Source organism: Flectobacillus major DSM 103 (assembly GCF_000427405.1).
Lineage (GTDB): Bacteria > Bacteroidota > Bacteroidia > Cytophagales > Spirosomataceae > Flectobacillus > Flectobacillus major.
Genome location: NZ_KE386491.1, coordinates 766,236 through 785,380, shown reverse-complemented (window position 1 = coordinate 785,380; position 19,145 = coordinate 766,236). Strand labels below are relative to the sequence as shown.

The window sequence follows — 19,145 nt, the reverse complement described above, 5'->3', positions numbered from 1 at the left end:
GGTTGTATATATAACAAAAATCAGCATGACCAATCAAGATATTATCGATATACTAGAGCTCACGGCCAAGTTGCTTGAACTTCATGACGAGAATGAATTTAAAATTAAAAATCTCAATTTTGCAGTTCGTTCTTTAGACAAAACCACCGAAGATTTACTTCAACTTTCGGTAGCAGCAATTGCAGCTATTTCGGGCGTAGGCAAAAGTACTGCCAACAAAATAGAAGAAATAAGAACTACAGGAAATTTACAGGAATTTCAAGAGCTTTTGACCAAAACGCCAGAGGGAATTCTGGAAATGTTTCAAATTAAAGGTATTGGCCCTAAAAAAATTCGTAGTATCTGGACAGAACTAGGTATTACCGATACCCGCGAATTGTTGTTAGCTTGCGAAAATGGCGAAGTTGCCAAGTTGAAAGGTTTTGGCGACAAAATTCAGGAAAGTATCAAACAGTCTATTTTGTACAACCAAGCTAATTCGGGTAAATTACGCATGGAAAAAGGTGAAGAAATAGCCGAATTTCTACTAGATTTGCTAGAACCTCAGTTTCCACAAACTGCTATCGTAGGCGATGTACGACGCAAAAACGAGGTTATTCATACGATTCAACTAGTAGTTGGGCATCATAGCCCTTGGGAAGTCCAGCAAGCCCTAAATACTCATGAACAATTGCACCAAAACGAGAAAAACTCATCTCCTTTTGTTTGGCGAGGTACTTTAGAAGGTAAACAAATTCCCCTCGAAATACTCATTTGTAGCCCCGAAAAATTCATCAATCAGTGTTTTGTTTATAGTGCTTCGCCACAGCATTTGGCACAGCACCATCTGTACAAAGAGGTACAACAACGCTCGTTTGAATCGGAAGAAGCCATTTATGCTCAAGTAAATATCCCTTATATTATTCCCGAAATGCGTGAAGGTACTTTTGAGTTTGAATGGGTTCAGCAACATAGCAATAGCGATTTGGTTACATGGGATGCCCTCAAAGGTATTTTGCATAATCACTCTACCTATTCCGACGGCAAGAATACTCTGTCGGAAATGGCTCATTATTGTCAGGAATTAGGCTTTGAATACCTTGGCATAGCCGACCACTCCAAAACAGCCTCTTATGCACGTGGACTTTCGGAAGAACGTGTTTGGGAGCAACATGCAGAAATAGACAAACTAAATGTATTGTTTGCTTCTACTAACCCCAAGCCTTTTAAAATCCTGAAAGGAATTGAGTCGGATATTTTGGGGGATGGCTCGCTAGACTACAGCGACGATATACTGAAAAGCTTTGATTATATTGTAGCATCGATACATCAAAACCTAAAAATGACCGAAGAAAAAGCCATGTCTCGCTTATTAAAGGCTATCGAAAATCCCTATACTACAATATTAGGACACCCGACGGGGCGGCTACTTTTATCAAGAGCTGGCTACCCTGTCGACCACCGCAAAATGATAGATGCTTGTGCTGCCAACGGCGTAGTAATTGAAATCAATGCAAGCCCTTATCGCTTGGATTTAGATTGGCGATGGATTCAGTATGCCTTAGAAAAAAATGTGATGCTATCTATCAATCCCGATGCACATGAAAAAGAAGGTTATTTTGATATGCACTACGGAGTAGCCAATGCCCGAAAAGGTGGGCTTACAACCAATATGACCTTCAACGCCCTAAGCCTAACCGAAATAGAGGCTTTTTTAGAAAAAAGAAAATAAACAAAAATCCCCAAGTGTATAAATACTTGGGGATTTTTGTTTTCTCTTTTACTTTTCAAACCTATCTTAGAAATTTGGTTTCAAAAGATATTTGGCATAAAAATCATCAATAACCCGTACTGCGTCGGTTGGGTTGTCTACCAACGACAACAAATCGAGGTCGTCGGGCTTGATATTTCCCGAGTTCACCATCGTCGTTTTTATCCAGTCGAGCAAGCCCCCCCAGTATTCTTTACCAACCAATACAACAGGAAAACGGCCTATTTTATGAGTCTGAATCAATGTCAATGATTCAAACATTTCGTCTAGTGTACCAAAGCCCCCAGGCATAATAATAAAGCCTTGCGAGTATTTTACAAACATTACTTTTCGTACAAAAAAGAAATCAAAATTGATACTTTTATCGCTATCTATATACGGGTTAGGATGCTGCTCAAAAGGTAGCTCGATATTTAAGCCTACAGATTTACCACCTTGTAGTTTTGCTCCTTTGTTACCAGCTTCCATAATACCCGGCCCACCGCCAGTAATCACACCGTATCCGTGACGTACCAATTTGGCAGCAATTTCTTCGGCCATTTGATAATAAGGGTTATCGGGCTTGGTACGAGCCGACCCGAATATCGAAACACATGGGCCAATTTTGGCCATCTTGTCGATACCCTCCACAAACTCCGACATAATTTTGAATACTCTCCACGATTCCTCCGAACGTACTTCAGCCCAAGTATGGTCTACAAAAGCTCTTTTAATTTTCTCTTCTTCGTTCAACAGCTTCTCAGTTTCTCTTTCTGTCATAGCTTTTTCTGGTTTTTATCGTTGCAAAATAATGTGATTATTGTATTTGGTCTGTACCTTTGTAAGTAAGCACCAAAAAAGCTAAACGTAAAAAATTTATTTTTTGTTACACATTCACTGTTTTTTTTACAAAAATGTCCAAAAAAATTGCCATCGGAGGTGACCACGCAGGTTTTGAATACAAAGCCGAAATCATAAAGTATTTATCATCAGCAGGTTATGATGTAAAAGACTTTGGTCCATATAGTAATGCCTCTTGCGACTACCCAGACTTTGCACACCCTGTTGCCTTGGCTGTAGAAAATAAAGAATTTGACTTAGGAGTATTGCTGTGCGGTAGTGCCAATGGCGTTGCTATTACAGCCAACAAACACCAAGGTGTACGTGCAGGTTTGGCATGGAATACCGAAGTTGCTACTTTGGTACGCCTTCACAACGATGCCAATGTGGTTTGTGTTCCTGCAAGATTTGTCAGCTTGGAAGAAGCCATCGAGATTGTAAATACATTTTTGACTACAGAATTTGAAGGAGGACGACACCAATTGCGTGTCAACAAGATTCCTTGTTAATCTAAAAAGGCTATCGAAAATCTGGTTTTCGATAGCCTTTTTCACTAAGAAATTCTTACATAAACACCTTTCGACTGCTCGGTATAACGCCTTGCCAACGCTGGAATACGCTTAAAAAGCTTGGGAACAAGATTGACTTTGTCGATAATCACCTCGGGAGTATCTTTTTCAAAATTGCGTAAAATACTAATTACATTATCATAATTATCGAGGTGTTCTAGTTCGTATTTGGCCAAATTCCAGTTCAAATACGGCGTAGCGGCATAATTATCGAGGTATTCTTCCATACCATTGCCCAATACCAACACCTTTTTATTTTTTATCTGCAAATCTTCTTTTCGTTTTAGTTTCAGGCTATTTAGCTTTGCAAACGACTCGTCGCCACCATACGCACCTTGATAATACAAATAGGCCATTATGCCCAACGAAACCATAAAAGTAAGCTCGGCAAGCCAGCCTTTTTTGAAGCTATTAAAAAAGTTAACAGCAAAAAAAGCCAATGCTGGTACAAATATAATAAACTGCATGGGTGCCAAAAAGGGCATCAAACCTACCGACAATACGCCCGCCAAGGCCCAAAGCATCATTACTTGCTGGCAACGTAATTGAAAGTTGACAAAACCCGTTGCATTAACCAACCGCAAAAAACCCAAAACACCAAAAGTAAAAGGCAAAAATAAGGTTACTAATAATGTTCTAAAATCATTGAGGTTATACTGTCTAATTTGAAGTACCGAAGAAATAAAGTTTCGAGAAAAATCGTCGTATGTACCATCCAAATAAAAGAAAAGACCTGTTAGAAATAAAGGAAACAAAAATCCGAAAATAGCCAAAGAATGTTGGCGAAGTGTAGCTCCACTAAAAAACAATAAAGAGGCTATTGCCCAAATAATAAATACACACGCTGGTGGGTAAAAGAGTGTCGCTATTCCTATTAAAAAGCCAATTTCAAATACTTCATCGGTGGCTTCGAGGCGATTAATTTGCTTGACGATTGTACCAAATGCCAATAATACAAAAGTAGTTCCCATTAGTACTGGCGAAAGTGTACAGCAATCAAAGGAAATATTCAAGAAAATAGCATATAATAAGCCTGGCAAATAGGTTCGTTTGGGGAAAATATCACGATTGTTGATAATAACATTAAAATATATTACCTGAAAGGCTGCTACCAACAACGCCAAGGCCTGATAGCTCGATTGTGAACGCCCCACGACACTATCTATGCCAGCGTATACCATTGCCGATAAAGGAGCGGTATTATCCCAAATATCTGAATAAATCACAAAGCCTTTGTTGATTTGCTCGCCTACCAACATCCATTGCAGTTCTGGAATCAAGTTTGGTAACCCAAACATATAGCTTGGTATTCTACAGATTATCAGAATTATAAGCAAACTGAAAATTTGATATAGGGCATTAACTCTAAAAAAACTTAACATTTGAACTCCTTTTTAGTCATTAGCAGGGATAAAACCCTAAAGATACAAAGCAATCAGAAAAAATAAGTATCATTATACCTCCCGATAATACTCGCCGAGGCTGTTTCGGTCAATATCCGTAAGGTATTTGACACGAAATTACGCTTAATCGAATTAAATTCCCGAAATTTGCATTATTATTAGAGAAACAATCATAAACAGCCTTGTCAAAGATGACTCGCTTTTTATGAAAAACAGATAACGACCAGCGGAAATGGATTCGAAAAGACAACAAAAATTTGCTCGACTCATTCAAAAAGATTTAAGCGAGATTTTTCAAAAAGATATGCGTAGTACCTTCGGGAGTGCTTTTATAACTATTACAGATGTAAAAATTTCACCTGACTTAGCCATTGCACGTATTTATCTTAGCTTTATGCTCACCAACGATAAAGAGGGGTTGCTTCATGATGTACGAGTAAAAACCAAACAAATTAGGGGGATTTTGGGACATAAAATTCGCCATCAAGCACGTATCGTTCCTGAATTGGAATTTTACGTAGACGATACCGCCGAATATGCCGCCAAAATGGATGTACTTATTTCACAATTAGATATTCCGCCTTTGAAAGAGGGTGAAGAAATCGAAGATTAGTGATTTTCCTTGGAGGTATTCTAAATTATTGGATTAAGAATACCTCCAAGGAGGTTGCTCGAACGCTGGAATACTAAAGGTAGCTTATAGCATTATTGATTGAATACCATTACGATTATGGGTATGCCCAATACTCTCCTGAGTAAATATATTAAGATTAGATGACTACCTAAAAATCAAGCATTTATTCTCGAAACTCAGTACAACTACTAAATAGACCCTCTAGTTCACTATTAGCTCAATGACTCTTTTATCATGAATTTGCCTTTCTTTATTGCCAAAAGATATTTTTTCGCCCGAAAAAAAACTTCTTTTATTTCCCTTATCTCTTTTATTTCAATGCTAGGCGTTTGTATCGGAACTATGGCCTTGGTGATTGTATTATCAGTATTTAATGGTTTAGAGGAGTTTCAGAAAGGGCTATTCAAAAGTTTTGATGCCGAACTAAAAGTAAGTGCGGTAAAAGGGAAAAACTTTGCTTGTAACGAAGCTTTTCTACAGAAACTACAAAAAATAGAAGGTATTACCAGCATTACGCAGGTTATTCAGGAAAGCGCCTTGCTTAGGTACAAAGATGCTCAGATGGTAGTAACCCTCAAGGGGGTCGATGAGAATTTCTTGAAACAAGAACGCCTAAAAAAAAGCTTGATTGATGGTGTGCCAAAGCTTGGAGGCACAGGACTCAACTATGCCATTGTTGGCTCAGGCATAGCCTTTACCTTAGGAATCGACCTCGATGCATTCTTTGTTCCTATCGAAGCGTGGTATCCACGCAATACACATTCCAAAACCCTTGATTTTCATTCTACCGACGCTTTCAATCGCCTCAATGTATTGCCTTCAGGAATTTTTGCTATTGAACAAGACTACGACAACAACTACGCTTTTGTACCATTAGAGTTTGCCCAAGAGCTATTTGAATATGGTAATAAACGTACTTCGTTGGAAATCCAAGTCAAAAATCCTACACAAATTGCATCTGTACAAGAGCAACTCAAAGAGATACTTGGAAAAGGTTTTTTGGTACAAAATCAGGACGAACAACACGCGAGCTTACTCAGAGCTATCAAAATTGAAAAGCTATTTGTATTTCTAACCTTGTCGTTCATTATCGGTATAGCAAGCTTTAATATATTCTTCTCGTTGTCGATGTTGGCTATCGAGAAAAAACCTGATGTAAAAACGCTGATAGCCATGGGAGCTGCCACTGGAGCAATCAAGAAGATTTTTCTATATGAAGGAGCTATTGTAGCTCTTAGTGGAGCATTTACGGGCTTGATTCTAGGTTTTTTGATTTGTTGGTTACAACAAATCTATGGCTTTATTTCAATGGGGATTATTGGTTCATTGGTAGACGCTTACCCTATCAAAATGCACCCATCCGACTTTTTCTTTACGGCTGTTGTTGTTATTTTTATGACTTTATGTGCGTCATATTTTCCAGCACAACGAGCTGTCGAAAAACAGTAATTAACGACTAGTACTGCAAACATGAGTCATCTCAAATTTAGTGAATGGTGATTATTTTGGAAGATGCTTTGTGGCTAAAGATGCGTTACCCTAACATTTAACATACAAAAGGCGTTCGAAATTAGTTTTTCGAACGCCTTTTGCATGAATAGTTACTATTTTTCTATCATTTGAGCAATTGATAAGCCTGTTCTCTTGACGACCTTATAAATCTCAACAAACCCTAATAGTGAGTTTTTTAATATTACCTAAATATTTAATCAAGTGCCATTTCAGAAAAACAACAAACTGACAACTTGTTATTTATTTTCAAAAATCAGCACTATTACTTATCCTAAACATTCTGTAGTTCACCTTCAAACTTTGAAATCACACACGTGGCAACAGCATTGCCCGCCACTGAAGTAGCCGAACGCCCCATGTCTAAGAATGGGTCAACACCCAAAATCAATGCAATACCTTCGGTAGGTAAATCAAACATGGCCAATGTACCAGCTATTACTACTAATGAGGCACGTGGTACACCTGCAATTCCTTTTGAGGTAATCATCAAGGTAAGCAACATCGTAATTTGCTGCTCTAACGACAAAGGTACACCGTAAGCTTGGGCAATAAAGCCTGTAGCAAAAGTCATGTACATCATCGAGCCATCAAGGTTGAAGCTATATCCCAATGGCAATACAAAGCCGATTATACGCTGCGAACATCCAAAACGCTCAAGAGCCGCAATAGTCTGAGGAAATGATGCCTCCGAACTTGCCGTACTAAAAGACAATATCAAAGCATCTTTAATTTCAGCCATCAATTTCCAATATGGAATTTTCATGACAGCACAAATAGCCCAAAGTACCACAAAGATGAAGAAAAGTAATCCCCCAAAGAAACATAACATCAAATAAGCATAACTTATCAAGATTCCCAAGCCTTTGCTAGCAACTACGGCTGTCATAGCCCCTAACACACCAAATGGTGCTAGCTCCATTACATAACCAACTACTTTAAATACGGCTTCGGCCAAAGCATCAATAGCTTTGATGATTATTTTGCCTTTGTCGCCAATAGAACCTAAAGCAATACCAAAAAAGATAGAAAATACTACAATTTGTAATATCTCGTTTTCGGCAAGAGCTTTAAAAAGACTATCTGGAAAAATATGAAGAATAAAGTCTTCCATACTTTTCATTTTGCCTCCTGTAATACCTGTATCTGTTCCTGAAGCTGGGCGAGGCCATTGCTGTACCTCTCCTGGGCGAGTTACATTTACAACAACCATTCCAACAATCAATGATAAAATTGTTGCAAAATAAAAATATAAAAGTGTTTTGACCCCAATTCGTCCTACCACTTTAAAGTCTCCTAATTTAGCAATACCTACCACCAATGTACAAAACACCAATGGCCCCACAATCATTTTGATAAGCTTTAGGAATACTTTACTAAGAATTTGAAATTTTGAAGAAATTGCAGCCGCTGCTTCTGGACTCATCGTTGTGTTGAGTACTTGTCCAATAATAACCCCCAGTGCAAAACCTAAAAGAATTTTGGTGGTAATGTTTAATTTCATTTGAAAAAAGTTTAGTCTGTAACATGGTAGATTTAAACCATGCCGTGGATGATTTTATAACGAAATAAAGCAAAAAATCCACCCTTTGCAAATTGGGCGGATTTTCATTGGTGTTTTTCTTATAAAAACTTATCTACTAAATACTCGCTTATAAATTGGTTTTCTGTATAAAAACAGTAAATACAGCACTGGATAAAAAACAATATCCAATAGAATATTTGGTGTTTTGAAGGTTATGTCATCAATTATATAAGTCTGGCTTTGCTCCGATATAATTCTGTGGCGATGGTGCCAGTAACGGAGGAAGAATGGTAACTTTGTGCCTTTGTCAATAAAATAAATTTCGGTCGAGCCACTATTTTGCTCTATAATTTCCGATTCCCAGACTTGTTTAAACAAAATAAAGTTGAGCTCTAATGCCACAATATCGCCTTTCATACAACCATCAAACCGAAGTACCTTGACAGGTGGAAAGGGTGGTGACAATACATTAAATAGGTCTAAATCAAATCCATTCCATACACTTTGAAGAGATTGATTCACGAGGGTTTTGATAACAAAGTGCATATATTGAAGTTTGATTATGGCCTGCTTAGTACATAAGCAAAAAATTGTATATTGGGTATTTTCCCAAACCACGATAGCGGTTGGGTGTCAAGAAAAACACTATTATTGACAAAGCATCCCCAAAGGGATTTCTGATAAAACCGTAATACTTTTTGTGTGTATTTTTTATAAACCCTAATAAAGCAATTACTCATCAACTAACTCATTGACAGGTAATTACTAAGCCTCAAGCAGTCCTCTAAGACAAATAAGCTCTAAGTTTCCATGCTATTTTTTCGTGATCGGCAAGTAAACCTGTCAAGAAATCGGCTGTAGCTTCATCTCCAAACTCGTCTCCTGTTTTACCAATATCTTGTCTAATCAATCGAATCAAAGACTCATGGTCGTTTAGTAATTCCTGTAACATTTCGGTAGCAGAGCTTTGTTGGTGCTTGGTTTCTAGCAAACGAGTTACAGCCAAAAAATCACCTAAAGACGCAATCGGATAATGTCCTAATGCACGAACCCGCTCGGCAATATCGTCGATAGTCGTATCTGTAGCGGTATATAATTCTTCAAAAAAGCTATGATATTCGCTAAAATGTGGGCCTGTTACATTCCAATGATAATTTCTAGTTTTTGTGTACAAGACATATTCATCGGCCAATAATACATTCAACAATGTTGATACGGCCTTTAAGTGTTCGGGTGAGATACCAATATTTGGAAACATAATGTTAAGGTTTTATTGAGTAATAAAAATAATAGACACCTGTTCGTTTCAACGAAGCAAGTGTCTATAGTACTAACAACAAAGATGGGGCCTAATGTTTCATCCCTGTGCTACTTTTTTGGCAACAACTCGGTAATTTACTGTGCGAAGTTTCATCTTTCTGCACATCGTCGGCATCATAGCCTGTTTCAGCAATAACTTTCTTCAAAGCATCTACCGACGTTTTCTTAGCATTATATGTTACGGTAACTACCTTGTCTTCCAAATTTAAGTTTACATCCTTCACTCCTTTTGTAAAGGCTAGTTTTTTTTCGATACGCTCTTTGCACATACTACAAACAGCAGAGGTTTTGATTTTTACAATAGCAGGATTGTCTGCAAAAGTGTAAAAACCTATCATTAAGAATGCCCAAATTAATGCGATTTTTTTCATGGCTTTATTTTGTTAAAATGAGAAAATCTTACCGTTATTACTTCTTACTAACTTCGGCCAAATCCATACCACAAGTTGGGCATTTGCCTGCCTGAGTATATGTTTTTTCGCCTTCGCATTTCATAGGACACTGATAAGCGGCCGAGTCGCTACTGGCTACATTCGATGTCGAGTCTGCTTTTACAGTTGTTGTTTCTTCTTTGGCGGTTTCTTTGCCTCCACAAGCCATCATTGTTGTGGCTAATAGCATACCTATAACGATTTTTTTCATTGGGTAGTTTTTTTAAATTGTTTATTAATTGAAGAAAAACGAAAGTAATGTAACAAGTGAGCCAATCAGTGATTAAAAATTGATAATCAGCGAAATACGTTACTCTCTTGATATTTTTTATGCTTAGGGTTCTTTATTTGGGGATTTTCCAGCGCATCCCAACATACACCATACGGCCAGTAATAGGCCCCCAAACCATCGAGGCATCAAAAGCCTTACTAAAAGGGTCGTTGGCAGCCAAAATAGGATTTTTTTGTTTGAAATTACCTAGGTTTTCGCCCCCAACATACAGTTCCCATTTATAGAATCCTCGGGTAACTTGTGCATTGATATTAGAAAAGGCAGGAGCATACACAGGCACCGATGACACCGTATGCACATGATTTTCAGACACATCGGGAATTCTCCTTTTGCCATTCCACTGCCAAGTAAAATCAAATTTCCACTTGTCAAACTTAGTAGCATAAGCAGCATTAAATAGGATTCTGTCACGATTGACAAACATTTTTGGCAACAAAGTCAAAGCTCCCGATTCGGTTCTAATATCATTTTGTACATCAAATAGGCGATAAGCCCATTTTACCTCTAATCGTTTAAGAGGCGAGTAGTTTAGTTCTGCCTGAAAACTATTAGAAAAACTTCTACCTCTTTGATTATAAAACCGTACATAATCTGAGGATTCCATATCTACAATCAATTGATTTTGGAAATTGGTACGGTAATAATCTACGGTAAAATTGGCATTTCTACCTGCTATTTTAAAATCATTGCTCAAACTCACACCGTAGTTCCAGGACTCCTCTGGGCGAAGTACTTCTTCCACTTTTACCTGTCGAGAATTGACTAGCATACCAAAGTTTTCGGCAAAAGCATTGGGCATTCTCCAGCCTTTACCAGCACTTACCCGCAAATGGCTATTGCTCGAAACATCATATTTGGCATGAATACGAGGCGTAAAACGAGTGCCATACAAATTATGAAAATCAACCCTTCCACCAGCTACTATCACCAATTTTTCTGGAATTGTAAACGTATATTCTCCAAATACTCCTGGCACTACCTCGTTACGAGCAAAGGTTGAGTCTAAAAACTTTTCCTTGTAATTATCAAGCAAAAAGCTTGCTCCTATTTTGTAGGTATGATTAGTATTGTCTATGATATTTTGGTATATCAAGTTACTATAAAAACTTTTTTGCATACCCGAATATGCCCTTGAAGTAAGCCCAAAATAGGCATCAGCATCATGAATTAAGGTATTTACAATTAAGCCTAAACCTTTGTAAGGTTTTTGAGGAAATAACTGAGCTATCTTTCCAAACACTTCTATACGTTGTGTTGTATTACCAAACTCATATACAGGCTTGCCTACCAATTTAGAGGCATCTTGCCCTCCTGTTCTATTTTCGTACAGCCCTTTTATGCCAAATTGTGCCATCATTCGTTCTGATTGGTATTTCCAGCGATTTTGCACAGTGGCTAAGCCAAACAGAGGAACATCTCTGAAACTATCGCCATTTTGGTCGATTGAAATACTTTGCCCAGAACCATGTGTCAACAAGCCTACCGACCATCTGTCATTGAGCTTTTTGGCAGTATTGACATTAATTTCGCCTCGTCCAAATGAATTCAAATAGGTATTGACATACAACTTTTCAGCATCGTCGGGTTTTTGTAACTCAATATTCAACGCTCCTGTCATCGACTCGTAGCCGTTAATAACCGAGCTAGCCCCTTTTCCAACATCAATCGAGGCAATCCAAGTCCCAGGAATATAATTGAGCCCAAAAGTGGTAGCTAATCCTCGAATACTAGGAATATTTTCAACATTGGTTTGTACATAATTACCCGAAAGCCCAAGCATTTGAATTTGTTTAGAACCAGTAATAGCATCGGCGTAACTTACCGAAACCGAGGCATTGGTCTCAAAACTTTCAGACAAATTACAACAAGCGGCCTTAGCGAGGGTTTTGGTATTGATAAACTCAGTTTGCATGGGGTTGAGTCTATCTATTTGTGAAGGAGACGTAGTTACGGTTACTTCTTGCAGTTGTCCTGCATTTTCCAAAAACACTTGGATGAATTGTGTACTATGTACCATCAGTGTATCTGTTCTGTACCCTACAAAACTTACTACTAACTGATGATTTTCGGGCTGTTTGGCAATAGTAAAATTGCCATCAATGTCAGTCAAAACACCATTTTTGGCATTTAACCAACGAACACTAGCCCCAATAAGAGGCTCGGTTGTTGTAGCAGATTTCCGTTCGAGGACTATTCCTTTTACTACACTTTGAGCCAAAGTAAAATGGGCTTGTACCCCTACTAACAAAAGTATATTAACAACCCAAAAAGCTCGTAAGTTGCTGGCAATAAAATATTTATTTTGATTCATGATAATTCTTATTTTGATATATAGGTAAATGAAAATAGCTCAATAAACACGTTTATTGAGTACCAAAAGTTATACTAATATCAAATAAGAAAAGATTGGATAAACAAAAGCACCTGTCGGCCTGTTAATGGCGGTGCAGGAGAATGATAGAAGATTACAGAAGCACACTCTATTGGTAATAGTTCGTTTCTTAGACTAACGATAGCAGGAACAAAGCATTCCCAATCCAAAGGAGTATTTTTAGCCAAATTTTCTCCACTATTAGCATGAGTAGACTCGGCCGAAATTTTATTATAAACAACTTTATCGCCACAGCATTTTGTTTTTTTAAAACTAGGCTTTTGGTTGTTAAACTGCTGTTTTTCTTTGGTAGAACAACAGGCATTTTTCTTGGTAAAAGACCAAACTTTCTCTCCTTTAATTTTGCAATAATGCTCGTTCATAGCAAAGCCCGTACTTGAAAAAAGCACTTGCAAAGCCATAATAAAGCAAAATATGCGAGTTATAAAGGATTTCATCTATTAAATCAATCTAGTAGAAAACAATTTCAATAAGGTTATCAATAAAAATTTAGCCAGATTGGTCAATGTAAGTACTAATTGCTCAACAGCTACCTTTACTCCATTGGCAATCCATTGTATCAACGAATTGGCTACTGTATTATTGGGGGTTTGTTCCTCGTTTTCTTGAGGAGTTTTATGAATATTTTGACCTTTTTCTTTTTCAGCAATAAGCTCTTTTTTGGTAAGAACAACCACATCTATAGAATCATGCTTTTGTACGGCATAATTTGAGCGTGTACGCAACACAGTTGATGGCTCAACTAAACCAAAACTACTAGCCAATACCCAAATACCAATGGATAAAGGAATATATGTGATTCGTTTGTAAAAGAGCGTCTTCATGATTTGCAGAGGTTAATTATACAAGTATGTAGCTAAAACAAATAACTCTGCAAAGTTAATAAACTAATAAATAGCTTGTTAGATTGAGTCGTTAATATTTGTTAATAAATCTTAACAAAGTCTTGAGCCATTGGGTACGGGTCGTTCTACCGATGTCAGTACAATTTCGCCATCGTTGCGTTCAAATCCTGTAACTAATACTTCTGAAAAGAAATTAGCAATTTGTCTTGGCGGAAAATTAGTAACACATACAACCTGCCTCCCTAGCAATTCGTCATGGGTATAGAGCTTGGTAATTTGTGCCGAAGAGCGTTTCAAGCCCAAAGCTTCTCCAAAGTCAATAATTAGTTGATAAGCAGGCTTTTTAGCCTGCAGAAAATCACGTACTTCTACGATTGTTCCAACACGTATTTCTACGTTTTCAAAATCTTGCCAAGTTATCATTTTTTACAAAAACACTATAATTTGCTAAAAATCAGATATTTAATTAATTTTAATTTTGTTATAAAAAAAAAGCACTTTTCCGAAAAACAGGTATTTATACCCTATCATTGAATTAATTTAGTCCGTAGCTTTGCAATAAGTTTAAAGCAAACAAAACTCATCTCATGCAGTTGTTACTTCCTATTTTAGCTCTTTTTCTATTTGGTTTAGGGCTATATTTATTAATAAATCTATTGCGTTTTACATCGTCCAGCCCTCAAGACTCTAACACCAAGCATTATTCATAATAAAACTACCCCTGCAAATTAATAGTTCATTGAAAGTGAATTCTCACTTACCTCTTACGCAAGTGAAGGTGATGCATACAATTTGCGTCACCTTTCTATTTTAATATCCCCTTTAACGATTCGTAACTCAGCTCCAGCTCGGTAATACCAGCAGCATAGGCTTTTATTTCGTAAACATTATACAAAAACTTAATTCCTTTTTCGGTTAGTACAAAATTATCGTTCAATATAAACTTCTCGTTTTCAAAGAAATATCCATTCAAATCATCTAATTTATCGGCAGGTTTGAGTTTTTCATTTTCTCTAAATTTCTTTTCAGCTATTTCCAAAAGCTTACGTTCATATCCTTTGATAAACAAATCTTCTAAAAGAACTCTTTTAAAACTCTGACGGTCAAACACATAGTAATACTCCATACTTATGGGATGTGGCCCTCCCATAAACCAGTTGGTATTGGTATGCAACATAATATAGGTGTCAGTTTGGCGAAATACCTTCATATTACCTTCCATATACCAAGGCATAGCAAAAAAACCACCGGGGTTTTTCTCGTTGATTTCTTCGGTAAACTGCTTACCTTCTGCAATCACTTTGTCGTATTCATCGACAAAAGGATTAGCAATATCGTCAAAAGAATGAGGCTTTGACTTGGTACTATCGGCCTCGTCATGAAAAATAGCCATCATTTCATTTTCTACAGCTTGATTGAGAGCAACCTGCTCAAAAACAGGATGGTCAAATTTTACGGTAGCACATACCGAGTCGGGACGAAGGCAGTTTTTACTGTGTTTTTCATACGTTTTAAACGAATAGCTCAGCGTATCGCTGGTAGCCGTTTCAAATCGGTTGGCCTGTTTACAACTTGTTATCAAACAGATACTACAAAGGCAAAGAAGCAGGTATTTCATGAAGAATGGCATTGAGTAAAAGGGTTATATAATAAAAATCATGTTGTGCCTTCGATAGCCTTGGTCTCGGGGTTTTCTCGCTTGAGTGAAATAATAATACCACTGACAATAATACAGCCAATTCCCATCAAGGTGACATTGTCGGGTAGTGTATCGCCTAGTAATGCTCCTAAAATAAGAGCAAAAACAATACTGCTATAACTTACTACACCCACAACACCCGCCTTTTCGGCACCCAAAGCCAAAGTATTGAATATCTGTACACCCATTGCCAACAAGCCCATTAACAAAACCCAAAGCCACTGAATACCTTGAGGCATTACAAATTTGCCAATAAAAAAATCCCACTGATTGGTACGAACGATTTCGCCTAGCATCATAGATATACTACTGGCAATAACACCTATTATCATAAACGAAAGCACCACAATACGTGTATCATAGTACTTTTTGAGTTCTCGAATAGATAAAAAAGACATTGCTGTAAAGATAGCATAGTTGAGCCCTGCCAAATGATGACGTAATGGAATATGTATATCGGGCTTGAAAATCAAGAGAATCCCAACAAACCCCAAGCCTATGGCCATCCATTGCTTACGATTGAGGCGGTCATTTTTAACAAAGAAATACGAAAATATCGCTAAAAATATCGGAAAGGCCTGTCCATAAGTACTTGTCTGAGCCAAACCAATATGGGTAATACAATAAAAAAGCGTATACAACGATACTGTTCCCATCATGCCCCGAAGCACCAAAAGTCCTGCTCGACCGCCAGTTTGTTGTAATGGTTTCTTTAAAAATGAAGATACAATAAATACAACGCCAATAATATTTCTGAAAAACACTAGCTCGACCGAAGGTAAATGTCGCCCCAATATTTTTGCCAAAGCACTCATCAAGGCAAAACACAAAGAAGAAAGCAACATATACTGAACACCTTTATTTTTCATAAAACTCGATAGGTAAGCCATCGGGGTCGGCTATAAAAAAGAATTCTTTGCCCGAGGTTTCATCTATTCTAATTGCTTCGCATTCAACCCCTTTTGAGTTTAACAAATCATGCACCAATGGCACACTGTCAACTTCAAAAGCCAGATGCCTCAATCCACAAGATTCTGGACGTGAGGGTCTTTTAGGAGGATTAGGAAAAGAGAATAACTCTATTTGATACAAACCGTTTACACTGAGGTCAAGCTTGTAGGAATCTCGTTCGGCACGATACACCTCTTGTACAACCTGAAAACCTAAGATTTCGGTATAAAATTGCTTTGAAACTGCATAATCCGAACAGATAATGGCAATATGATGAATATGATTGATAGGAAGCATAATGATTGATTTTTTACAAAAGTACACAAAACATCTATAGAGAAAGACGCACTTATTAGTAACTTGCACCAAATATTATAATTAACAACAAACGTATTAAACTATCAATGAGCAAGCAAATTATTTTCTCTGAAAAAGCTCCTGCTGCCATTGGCCCCTATTCTCAAGCAGTATTGGCCAATGGAACTTTGTATATTTCTGGACAAATTGCCTTTGCTTTGGCCGAAGCAGGGGCTAGCATTCAAGACGAAACCAAACAAGTAATGGAAAATCTGAAAGCTATTTTAGAAGCGGCAGATATGACTTTTGAAAACGTAGTAAAAGCGTCTATTTTCGTAAAAGACTTGAACAACTTTGTCGCTATCAACGAGGTATATGGCAGTTATTTTACAAGCAACCCTCCTGCTCGTGAAACCGTAGAGGTAGCTCGTTTGCCCAAAGATGTTAACGTAGAGATTTCTTGTATTGCCGTAGCATAAGTTACAGGGGTTGTGGATAACAAATAGGCCCTAAAAGCATACATTCATCCACAATCCCAAACCCGTAGTTCCAAATCCGATTAAAATCCTTCCCCTTCGCTTTTTATCCTGCAAATCTAAATTATCTTTGTAGCCTGAATAAAACCAAGAGATAATGAGTCAACAAGTAAGAGTACGTTTTGCTCCAAGTCCAACAGGTGCATTGCACATTGGCGGTGTAAGAACAGCATTATATAACTATTTATTAGCCAAGAAATTAGGGGGCAAAATGCTGCTCCGTATTGAAGATACCGACCAAAATCGCTTTGTTCAAGGAGCTGAAGAATACATTCAAGAATCGCTCCAATGGCTTGGCATTACTATAGACGAAGGCGTAGGCGTGGGCGGGCCACACGCTCCGTATCGTCAATCCGAGCGTTCGGCTATTTATCAGCAATATGCACAGCAGTTGATTGATGCTGGCAAAGCGTATTATGCCTTTGATACTACCGACGAGCTAGATGCTATGCGTCAAACCTTTGAGAGTCAGGGGTCGGCGTTTCAATACAATGCCGTTACCAGAACTCGCCTAAAAAACTCATTGACCCTTTCGGCCGAAGACGTTCAGGCTAAAATAGCCGCTGGCGACCCTTATGTAATTCGTTTGAAAGTACCTGCCAAAGAGGAAATCCGTTTTAAAGATTTGATTCGTGACTGGGTACACGTACACTCTTCAACCATCGACGATAAGGTTTTGATGAAGTCGGACGGCCTGCCTACTTATCACCTTGCCAATGTTGTTGATGACCATTTGATGGAAATCTCGCACGTAATTCGTGGCGAAGAATGGTTGCCATCGGCCCCTCTACACGTATTGTTGTACCGTGCCTTTGGCTGGGAAAATACAATGCCTCAGTTTGCACACTTGCCTCTTTTGCTAAAGCCAGAAGGAAATGGCAAACTCTCGAAAAGAGATGCTGAATTGGGTGGTTTCCCTGTATTTCCTTTAGAATGGATTAGCCCAGAAGGCGTAAAAGCTATCGGCTTCAGAGAAGAAGGGTATTTGAAAGAAGCACTTATCAATTTCTTGGCATTTTTAGGCTGGAATCCTGGCACAGAACAAGAAATATTTAGCATGGATGAATTGATTGAGGCTTTCTCTTTAGAAAGAATCAACAAAGCTGGAGCTAAATTTGATATTAATAAAGCCAAATGGTACAATGAGCAGTATCTTCGCCAACGCAGCGATGAAAATTTGGCTCAAACGTATTTGGCTGATTTTGATACCGATAAAGCCGTAAAAATTGTACATCTTTTCAAAGAAAGAGTAACTTTCCCTCAGCAAATAACCCAAGAGGCCAAAGCATTATTTACAGCTCCAACTAGCTACGACGAAGCCGTAGTAGCTTCTAAATGGAACGACGATGCCAAAAAGGGTATTGCGGCTTTCAAAGACGCTTTGCCAGCCATAGAAAACTTCGTTGCCAACGACATCAAACACGCTTTGGTAGCTGAGTTAGAAAAACTAGGTATCAAAATGGGAAAAGTAATGCAGGCTTTACGAGTAGCCGTAACAGGCGTAGGTGCAGGCCCCGACTTGATGTTATCGATGGAAATTATGGGTAAAGATGAAGTGATTACAAGATTGACAACAGCATTGGAAAAACTTCAGTAAGCACAAAGTTGTATCGTAAATACATCCATTTCTCAACTTTCAACTAAAATTTAAGTAAAATCATGGCTAAGAAAAAGGAAGCTCCCAAACAAGAATTACCCAAAGTGCATGATGAATTGGATGGTTTCGACATCAAAATCAACTCATTTGGCGAAATCAACAGAAGTATCGACATTGACAAAATCAATGAATTTCTGAATAAGCACATGGACGATAAAAAATTAAGAGGACGAGACGAGTCTGAGAAATAATATGAAAATTGATAAAGAAGCACTCCAAAAAATAGCCCATTTGGCACGTTTAGAAATGCCCGAATCGGCAGAAACCGAAATTATTGGCTCGCTCAATTCGGTATTGACTTGGATGGAAGAATTGAATGAGATAGATACAGCCAATGTACAACCACTTACTCACATGAGCTTAGAAGTAAATGCCTTGCGTGAAGATGTTGTTGTACCTAATATTTCGAGAGAACAAGGGCTTAAAAATGCTCCAAAACAAGATGGCGAGTATTTTAGAGTACCCAAAGTAATAGAATAGGGCTTTGATGGGTATTTATTATAAAGGCGTAAAATT

The 19,145-nt window shown here is 37.9% G+C and carries 22 protein-coding genes; 8 read left to right on the top strand and 14 right to left on the bottom strand.

The genetic code is table 11. The features are described 5' to 3' along the window. Positions 1 to 25 precede the first annotated feature (25 nt). Positions 26 to 1,711 carry a DNA polymerase/3'-5' exonuclease PolX gene (locus FLEMA_RS0105125; protein ID WP_026994533.1) on the top strand — a complete coding sequence of 562 codons (1,686 nt, stop codon included), beginning with the start codon at positions 26 to 28 and terminating at the stop codon, positions 1,709 to 1,711. Positions 1,712 to 1,777: 66 nt separating this feature from the next. Here the strand turns inward: FLEMA_RS0105125 and FLEMA_RS0105120 are convergent, their stop codons facing one another. Then, positions 1,778 to 2,509 carry an LOG family protein gene (locus FLEMA_RS0105120; protein ID WP_026994532.1) on the bottom strand — a complete coding sequence of 244 codons (732 nt, stop codon included), beginning with the start codon at positions 2,507 to 2,509 and terminating at the stop codon, positions 1,778 to 1,780. Between the two features lie 134 nt (positions 2,510 to 2,643). On the opposite strand from FLEMA_RS0105120, the gene rpiB reads away from it, so the two are divergent. Further along, positions 2,644 to 3,078, top strand: coding sequence for a ribose 5-phosphate isomerase B (gene rpiB / locus FLEMA_RS0105115; protein ID WP_026994531.1), 435 nt, complete (start codon positions 2,644 to 2,646; stop codon positions 3,076 to 3,078). Between the two features lie 44 nt (positions 3,079 to 3,122). Here rpiB and FLEMA_RS0105110 read toward each other — a convergent pair whose 3' ends face one another. Then, positions 3,123 to 4,436, bottom strand: coding sequence for a DUF6427 family protein (locus FLEMA_RS0105110; RefSeq protein ID WP_310587202.1), 1,314 nt, complete (start codon positions 4,434 to 4,436; stop codon positions 3,123 to 3,125). A gap of 337 nt (positions 4,437 to 4,773) precedes the next feature. Here FLEMA_RS0105110 and rbfA point away from each other — a divergent pair, with 337 nt between their 5' ends. Together rbfA and FLEMA_RS0105100 are read left to right on the top strand one after the other, a co-directional pair. Next, positions 4,774 to 5,154, top strand: a complete 381-nt coding sequence (rbfA, locus tag FLEMA_RS0105105; protein WP_026994529.1) for a 30S ribosome-binding factor RbfA — start codon at positions 4,774 to 4,776, stop codon at positions 5,152 to 5,154. Between the two features lie 255 nt (positions 5,155 to 5,409). Further along, positions 5,410 to 6,624, top strand: coding sequence for an ABC transporter permease (locus FLEMA_RS0105100; protein WP_026994528.1), 1,215 nt, complete (start codon positions 5,410 to 5,412; stop codon positions 6,622 to 6,624). 334 nt (positions 6,625 to 6,958) lie between these two features. Here the strand turns inward: FLEMA_RS0105100 and FLEMA_RS0105095 are convergent, their stop codons facing one another. The 12 genes from FLEMA_RS0105095 to gloA2 all read right to left on the bottom strand — a co-directional run bounded on the left by FLEMA_RS0105095 (position 6,959) and on the right by gloA2 (position 16,436). Further along, a complete protein-coding gene (locus FLEMA_RS0105095) occupies positions 6,959 to 8,188 on the bottom strand; it encodes a dicarboxylate/amino acid:cation symporter (protein ID WP_026994527.1) in 1,230 nt (409 codons plus the stop codon). 129 nt (positions 8,189 to 8,317) lie between these two features. After that, on the bottom strand, positions 8,318 to 8,755 hold the full coding sequence (locus tag FLEMA_RS0105090) for an SRPBCC family protein (RefSeq protein ID WP_026994526.1): 438 nt from the start codon (positions 8,753 to 8,755) through the stop codon (positions 8,318 to 8,320). Between the two features lie 238 nt (positions 8,756 to 8,993). Then, positions 8,994 to 9,467, bottom strand: a complete 474-nt coding sequence (locus tag FLEMA_RS0105085) for a Dps family protein (RefSeq protein WP_026994525.1) — start codon at positions 9,465 to 9,467, stop codon at positions 8,994 to 8,996. Between the two features lie 91 nt (positions 9,468 to 9,558). Continuing rightward, entirely contained in the window at positions 9,559 to 9,900 is a 342-nt protein-coding gene (locus tag FLEMA_RS0105080) for a heavy-metal-associated domain-containing protein (RefSeq protein WP_026994524.1), read from the bottom strand. 37 nt (positions 9,901 to 9,937) lie between these two features. Next, positions 9,938 to 10,171 carry a heavy metal-binding domain-containing protein gene (locus FLEMA_RS0105075; RefSeq protein ID WP_026994523.1) on the bottom strand — a complete coding sequence of 78 codons (234 nt, stop codon included), beginning with the start codon at positions 10,169 to 10,171 and terminating at the stop codon, positions 9,938 to 9,940. Positions 10,172 to 10,304: 133 nt separating this feature from the next. Further along, positions 10,305 to 12,563: a TonB-dependent receptor plug domain-containing protein gene (locus FLEMA_RS0105070; protein ID WP_026994522.1), complete on the bottom strand. Its 2,259-nt coding sequence runs from the start codon at positions 12,561 to 12,563 to the stop codon at positions 10,305 to 10,307. An 80-nt stretch (positions 12,564 to 12,643) separates the two neighbouring features. Then, a complete protein-coding gene (locus FLEMA_RS0105065) occupies positions 12,644 to 13,081 on the bottom strand; it encodes an HYC_CC_PP family protein (RefSeq protein ID WP_144080044.1) in 438 nt (145 codons plus the stop codon). A 3-nt stretch (positions 13,082 to 13,084) separates the two neighbouring features. Next, positions 13,085 to 13,468, bottom strand: coding sequence for a hypothetical protein (locus FLEMA_RS0105060; RefSeq protein ID WP_026994520.1), 384 nt, complete (start codon positions 13,466 to 13,468; stop codon positions 13,085 to 13,087). A gap of 111 nt (positions 13,469 to 13,579) precedes the next feature. Continuing rightward, complete coding sequence (locus tag FLEMA_RS0105055; protein WP_026994519.1) at positions 13,580 to 13,912, bottom strand: tRNA-binding protein; 333 nt, start codon at positions 13,910 to 13,912, stop codon at positions 13,580 to 13,582. Between the two features lie 382 nt (positions 13,913 to 14,294). After that, the gene (locus tag FLEMA_RS75910; RefSeq protein WP_052353962.1) at positions 14,295 to 15,107 is read right to left on the bottom strand and encodes an RsiV family protein; all 813 of its coding nucleotides are present in this window, start codon (positions 15,105 to 15,107) and stop codon (positions 14,295 to 14,297) included. A gap of 38 nt (positions 15,108 to 15,145) precedes the next feature. Beyond that, the gene (locus tag FLEMA_RS67565; RefSeq protein WP_052353961.1) at positions 15,146 to 16,057 is read right to left on the bottom strand and encodes a DMT family transporter; all 912 of its coding nucleotides are present in this window, start codon (positions 16,055 to 16,057) and stop codon (positions 15,146 to 15,148) included. After that, positions 16,047 to 16,436, bottom strand: a complete 390-nt coding sequence (gloA2, locus tag FLEMA_RS0105040) for an SMU1112c/YaeR family gloxylase I-like metalloprotein (RefSeq protein ID WP_026994518.1) — start codon at positions 16,434 to 16,436, stop codon at positions 16,047 to 16,049. The genes FLEMA_RS67565 and gloA2 overlap by 11 nt, the downstream gene beginning before the upstream one ends. 107 nt (positions 16,437 to 16,543) lie before the next feature. On the opposite strand from gloA2, the gene FLEMA_RS0105035 reads away from it, so the two are divergent. From FLEMA_RS0105035 to gatC, 4 genes are all read left to right on the top strand, one after another. Next, positions 16,544 to 16,915, top strand: coding sequence for a Rid family detoxifying hydrolase (locus FLEMA_RS0105035; RefSeq protein WP_026994517.1), 372 nt, complete (start codon positions 16,544 to 16,546; stop codon positions 16,913 to 16,915). Between the two features lie 154 nt (positions 16,916 to 17,069). Then, entirely contained in the window at positions 17,070 to 18,569 is a 1,500-nt protein-coding gene (gene gltX / locus FLEMA_RS0105030) for a glutamate--tRNA ligase (RefSeq protein WP_026994516.1), read from the top strand. 62 nt (positions 18,570 to 18,631) lie between these two features. Next, positions 18,632 to 18,820 (top strand): hypothetical protein, encoded by a 189-nt coding sequence (locus FLEMA_RS76735; RefSeq protein WP_026994515.1) that lies wholly within the window; start codon positions 18,632 to 18,634, stop codon positions 18,818 to 18,820. 1 nt (position 18,821) lies between these two features. After that, positions 18,822 to 19,109, top strand: coding sequence for an Asp-tRNA(Asn)/Glu-tRNA(Gln) amidotransferase subunit GatC (gene gatC, locus FLEMA_RS76730; RefSeq protein ID WP_026994514.1), 288 nt, complete (start codon positions 18,822 to 18,824; stop codon positions 19,107 to 19,109). Positions 19,110 to 19,145: the final 36 nt, after the last annotated feature.

Coding starts and splice junctions, on each gene's coding strand:
- FLEMA_RS0105120 (WP_026994532.1), bottom strand. CDS start 2,509: ATGACAGAAAGAGAAACTGAGAAGCTGTTGAACGAAGAAGAGAAAATT.
- rbfA (WP_026994529.1), top strand. CDS start 4,774: ATGGATTCGAAAAGACAACAAAAATTTGCTCGACTCATTCAAAAAGAT.
- FLEMA_RS67565 (WP_052353961.1), bottom strand. CDS start 16,057: ATGAAAAATAAAGGTGTTCAGTATATGTTGCTTTCTTCTTTGTGTTTT.
- gatC (WP_026994514.1), top strand. CDS start 18,822: ATGAAAATTGATAAAGAAGCACTCCAAAAAATAGCCCATTTGGCACGT.
- rpiB (WP_026994531.1), top strand. CDS start 2,644: ATGTCCAAAAAAATTGCCATCGGAGGTGACCACGCAGGTTTTGAATAC.
- gloA2 (WP_026994518.1), bottom strand. CDS start 16,436: ATGCTTCCTATCAATCATATTCATCATATTGCCATTATCTGTTCGGAT.
- FLEMA_RS0105055 (WP_026994519.1), bottom strand. CDS start 13,912: ATGATAACTTGGCAAGATTTTGAAAACGTAGAAATACGTGTTGGAACA.
- FLEMA_RS0105065 (WP_144080044.1), bottom strand. CDS start 13,081: ATGAAATCCTTTATAACTCGCATATTTTGCTTTATTATGGCTTTGCAA.
- FLEMA_RS0105085 (WP_026994525.1), bottom strand. CDS start 9,467: ATGTTTCCAAATATTGGTATCTCACCCGAACACTTAAAGGCCGTATCA.
- FLEMA_RS0105080 (WP_026994524.1), bottom strand. CDS start 9,900: ATGAAAAAAATCGCATTAATTTGGGCATTCTTAATGATAGGTTTTTAC.
- gltX (WP_026994516.1), top strand. CDS start 17,070: ATGAGTCAACAAGTAAGAGTACGTTTTGCTCCAAGTCCAACAGGTGCA.
- FLEMA_RS0105035 (WP_026994517.1), top strand. CDS start 16,544: ATGAGCAAGCAAATTATTTTCTCTGAAAAAGCTCCTGCTGCCATTGGC.
- FLEMA_RS0105060 (WP_026994520.1), bottom strand. CDS start 13,468: ATGAAGACGCTCTTTTACAAACGAATCACATATATTCCTTTATCCATT.
- FLEMA_RS0105075 (WP_026994523.1), bottom strand. CDS start 10,171: ATGAAAAAAATCGTTATAGGTATGCTATTAGCCACAACAATGATGGCT.
- FLEMA_RS0105100 (WP_026994528.1), top strand. CDS start 5,410: ATGAATTTGCCTTTCTTTATTGCCAAAAGATATTTTTTCGCCCGAAAA.
- FLEMA_RS75910 (WP_052353962.1), bottom strand. CDS start 15,107: ATGAAATACCTGCTTCTTTGCCTTTGTAGTATCTGTTTGATAACAAGT.
- FLEMA_RS0105095 (WP_026994527.1), bottom strand. CDS start 8,188: ATGAAATTAAACATTACCACCAAAATTCTTTTAGGTTTTGCACTGGGG.
- FLEMA_RS0105110 (WP_310587202.1), bottom strand. CDS start 4,436: ATGTTTGGGTTACCAAACTTGATTCCAGAACTGCAATGGATGTTGGTA.
- FLEMA_RS0105090 (WP_026994526.1), bottom strand. CDS start 8,755: ATGCACTTTGTTATCAAAACCCTCGTGAATCAATCTCTTCAAAGTGTA.
- FLEMA_RS0105125 (WP_026994533.1), top strand. CDS start 26: ATGACCAATCAAGATATTATCGATATACTAGAGCTCACGGCCAAGTTG.
- FLEMA_RS0105070 (WP_026994522.1), bottom strand. CDS start 12,563: ATGAATCAAAATAAATATTTTATTGCCAGCAACTTACGAGCTTTTTGG.
- FLEMA_RS76735 (WP_026994515.1), top strand. CDS start 18,632: ATGGCTAAGAAAAAGGAAGCTCCCAAACAAGAATTACCCAAAGTGCAT.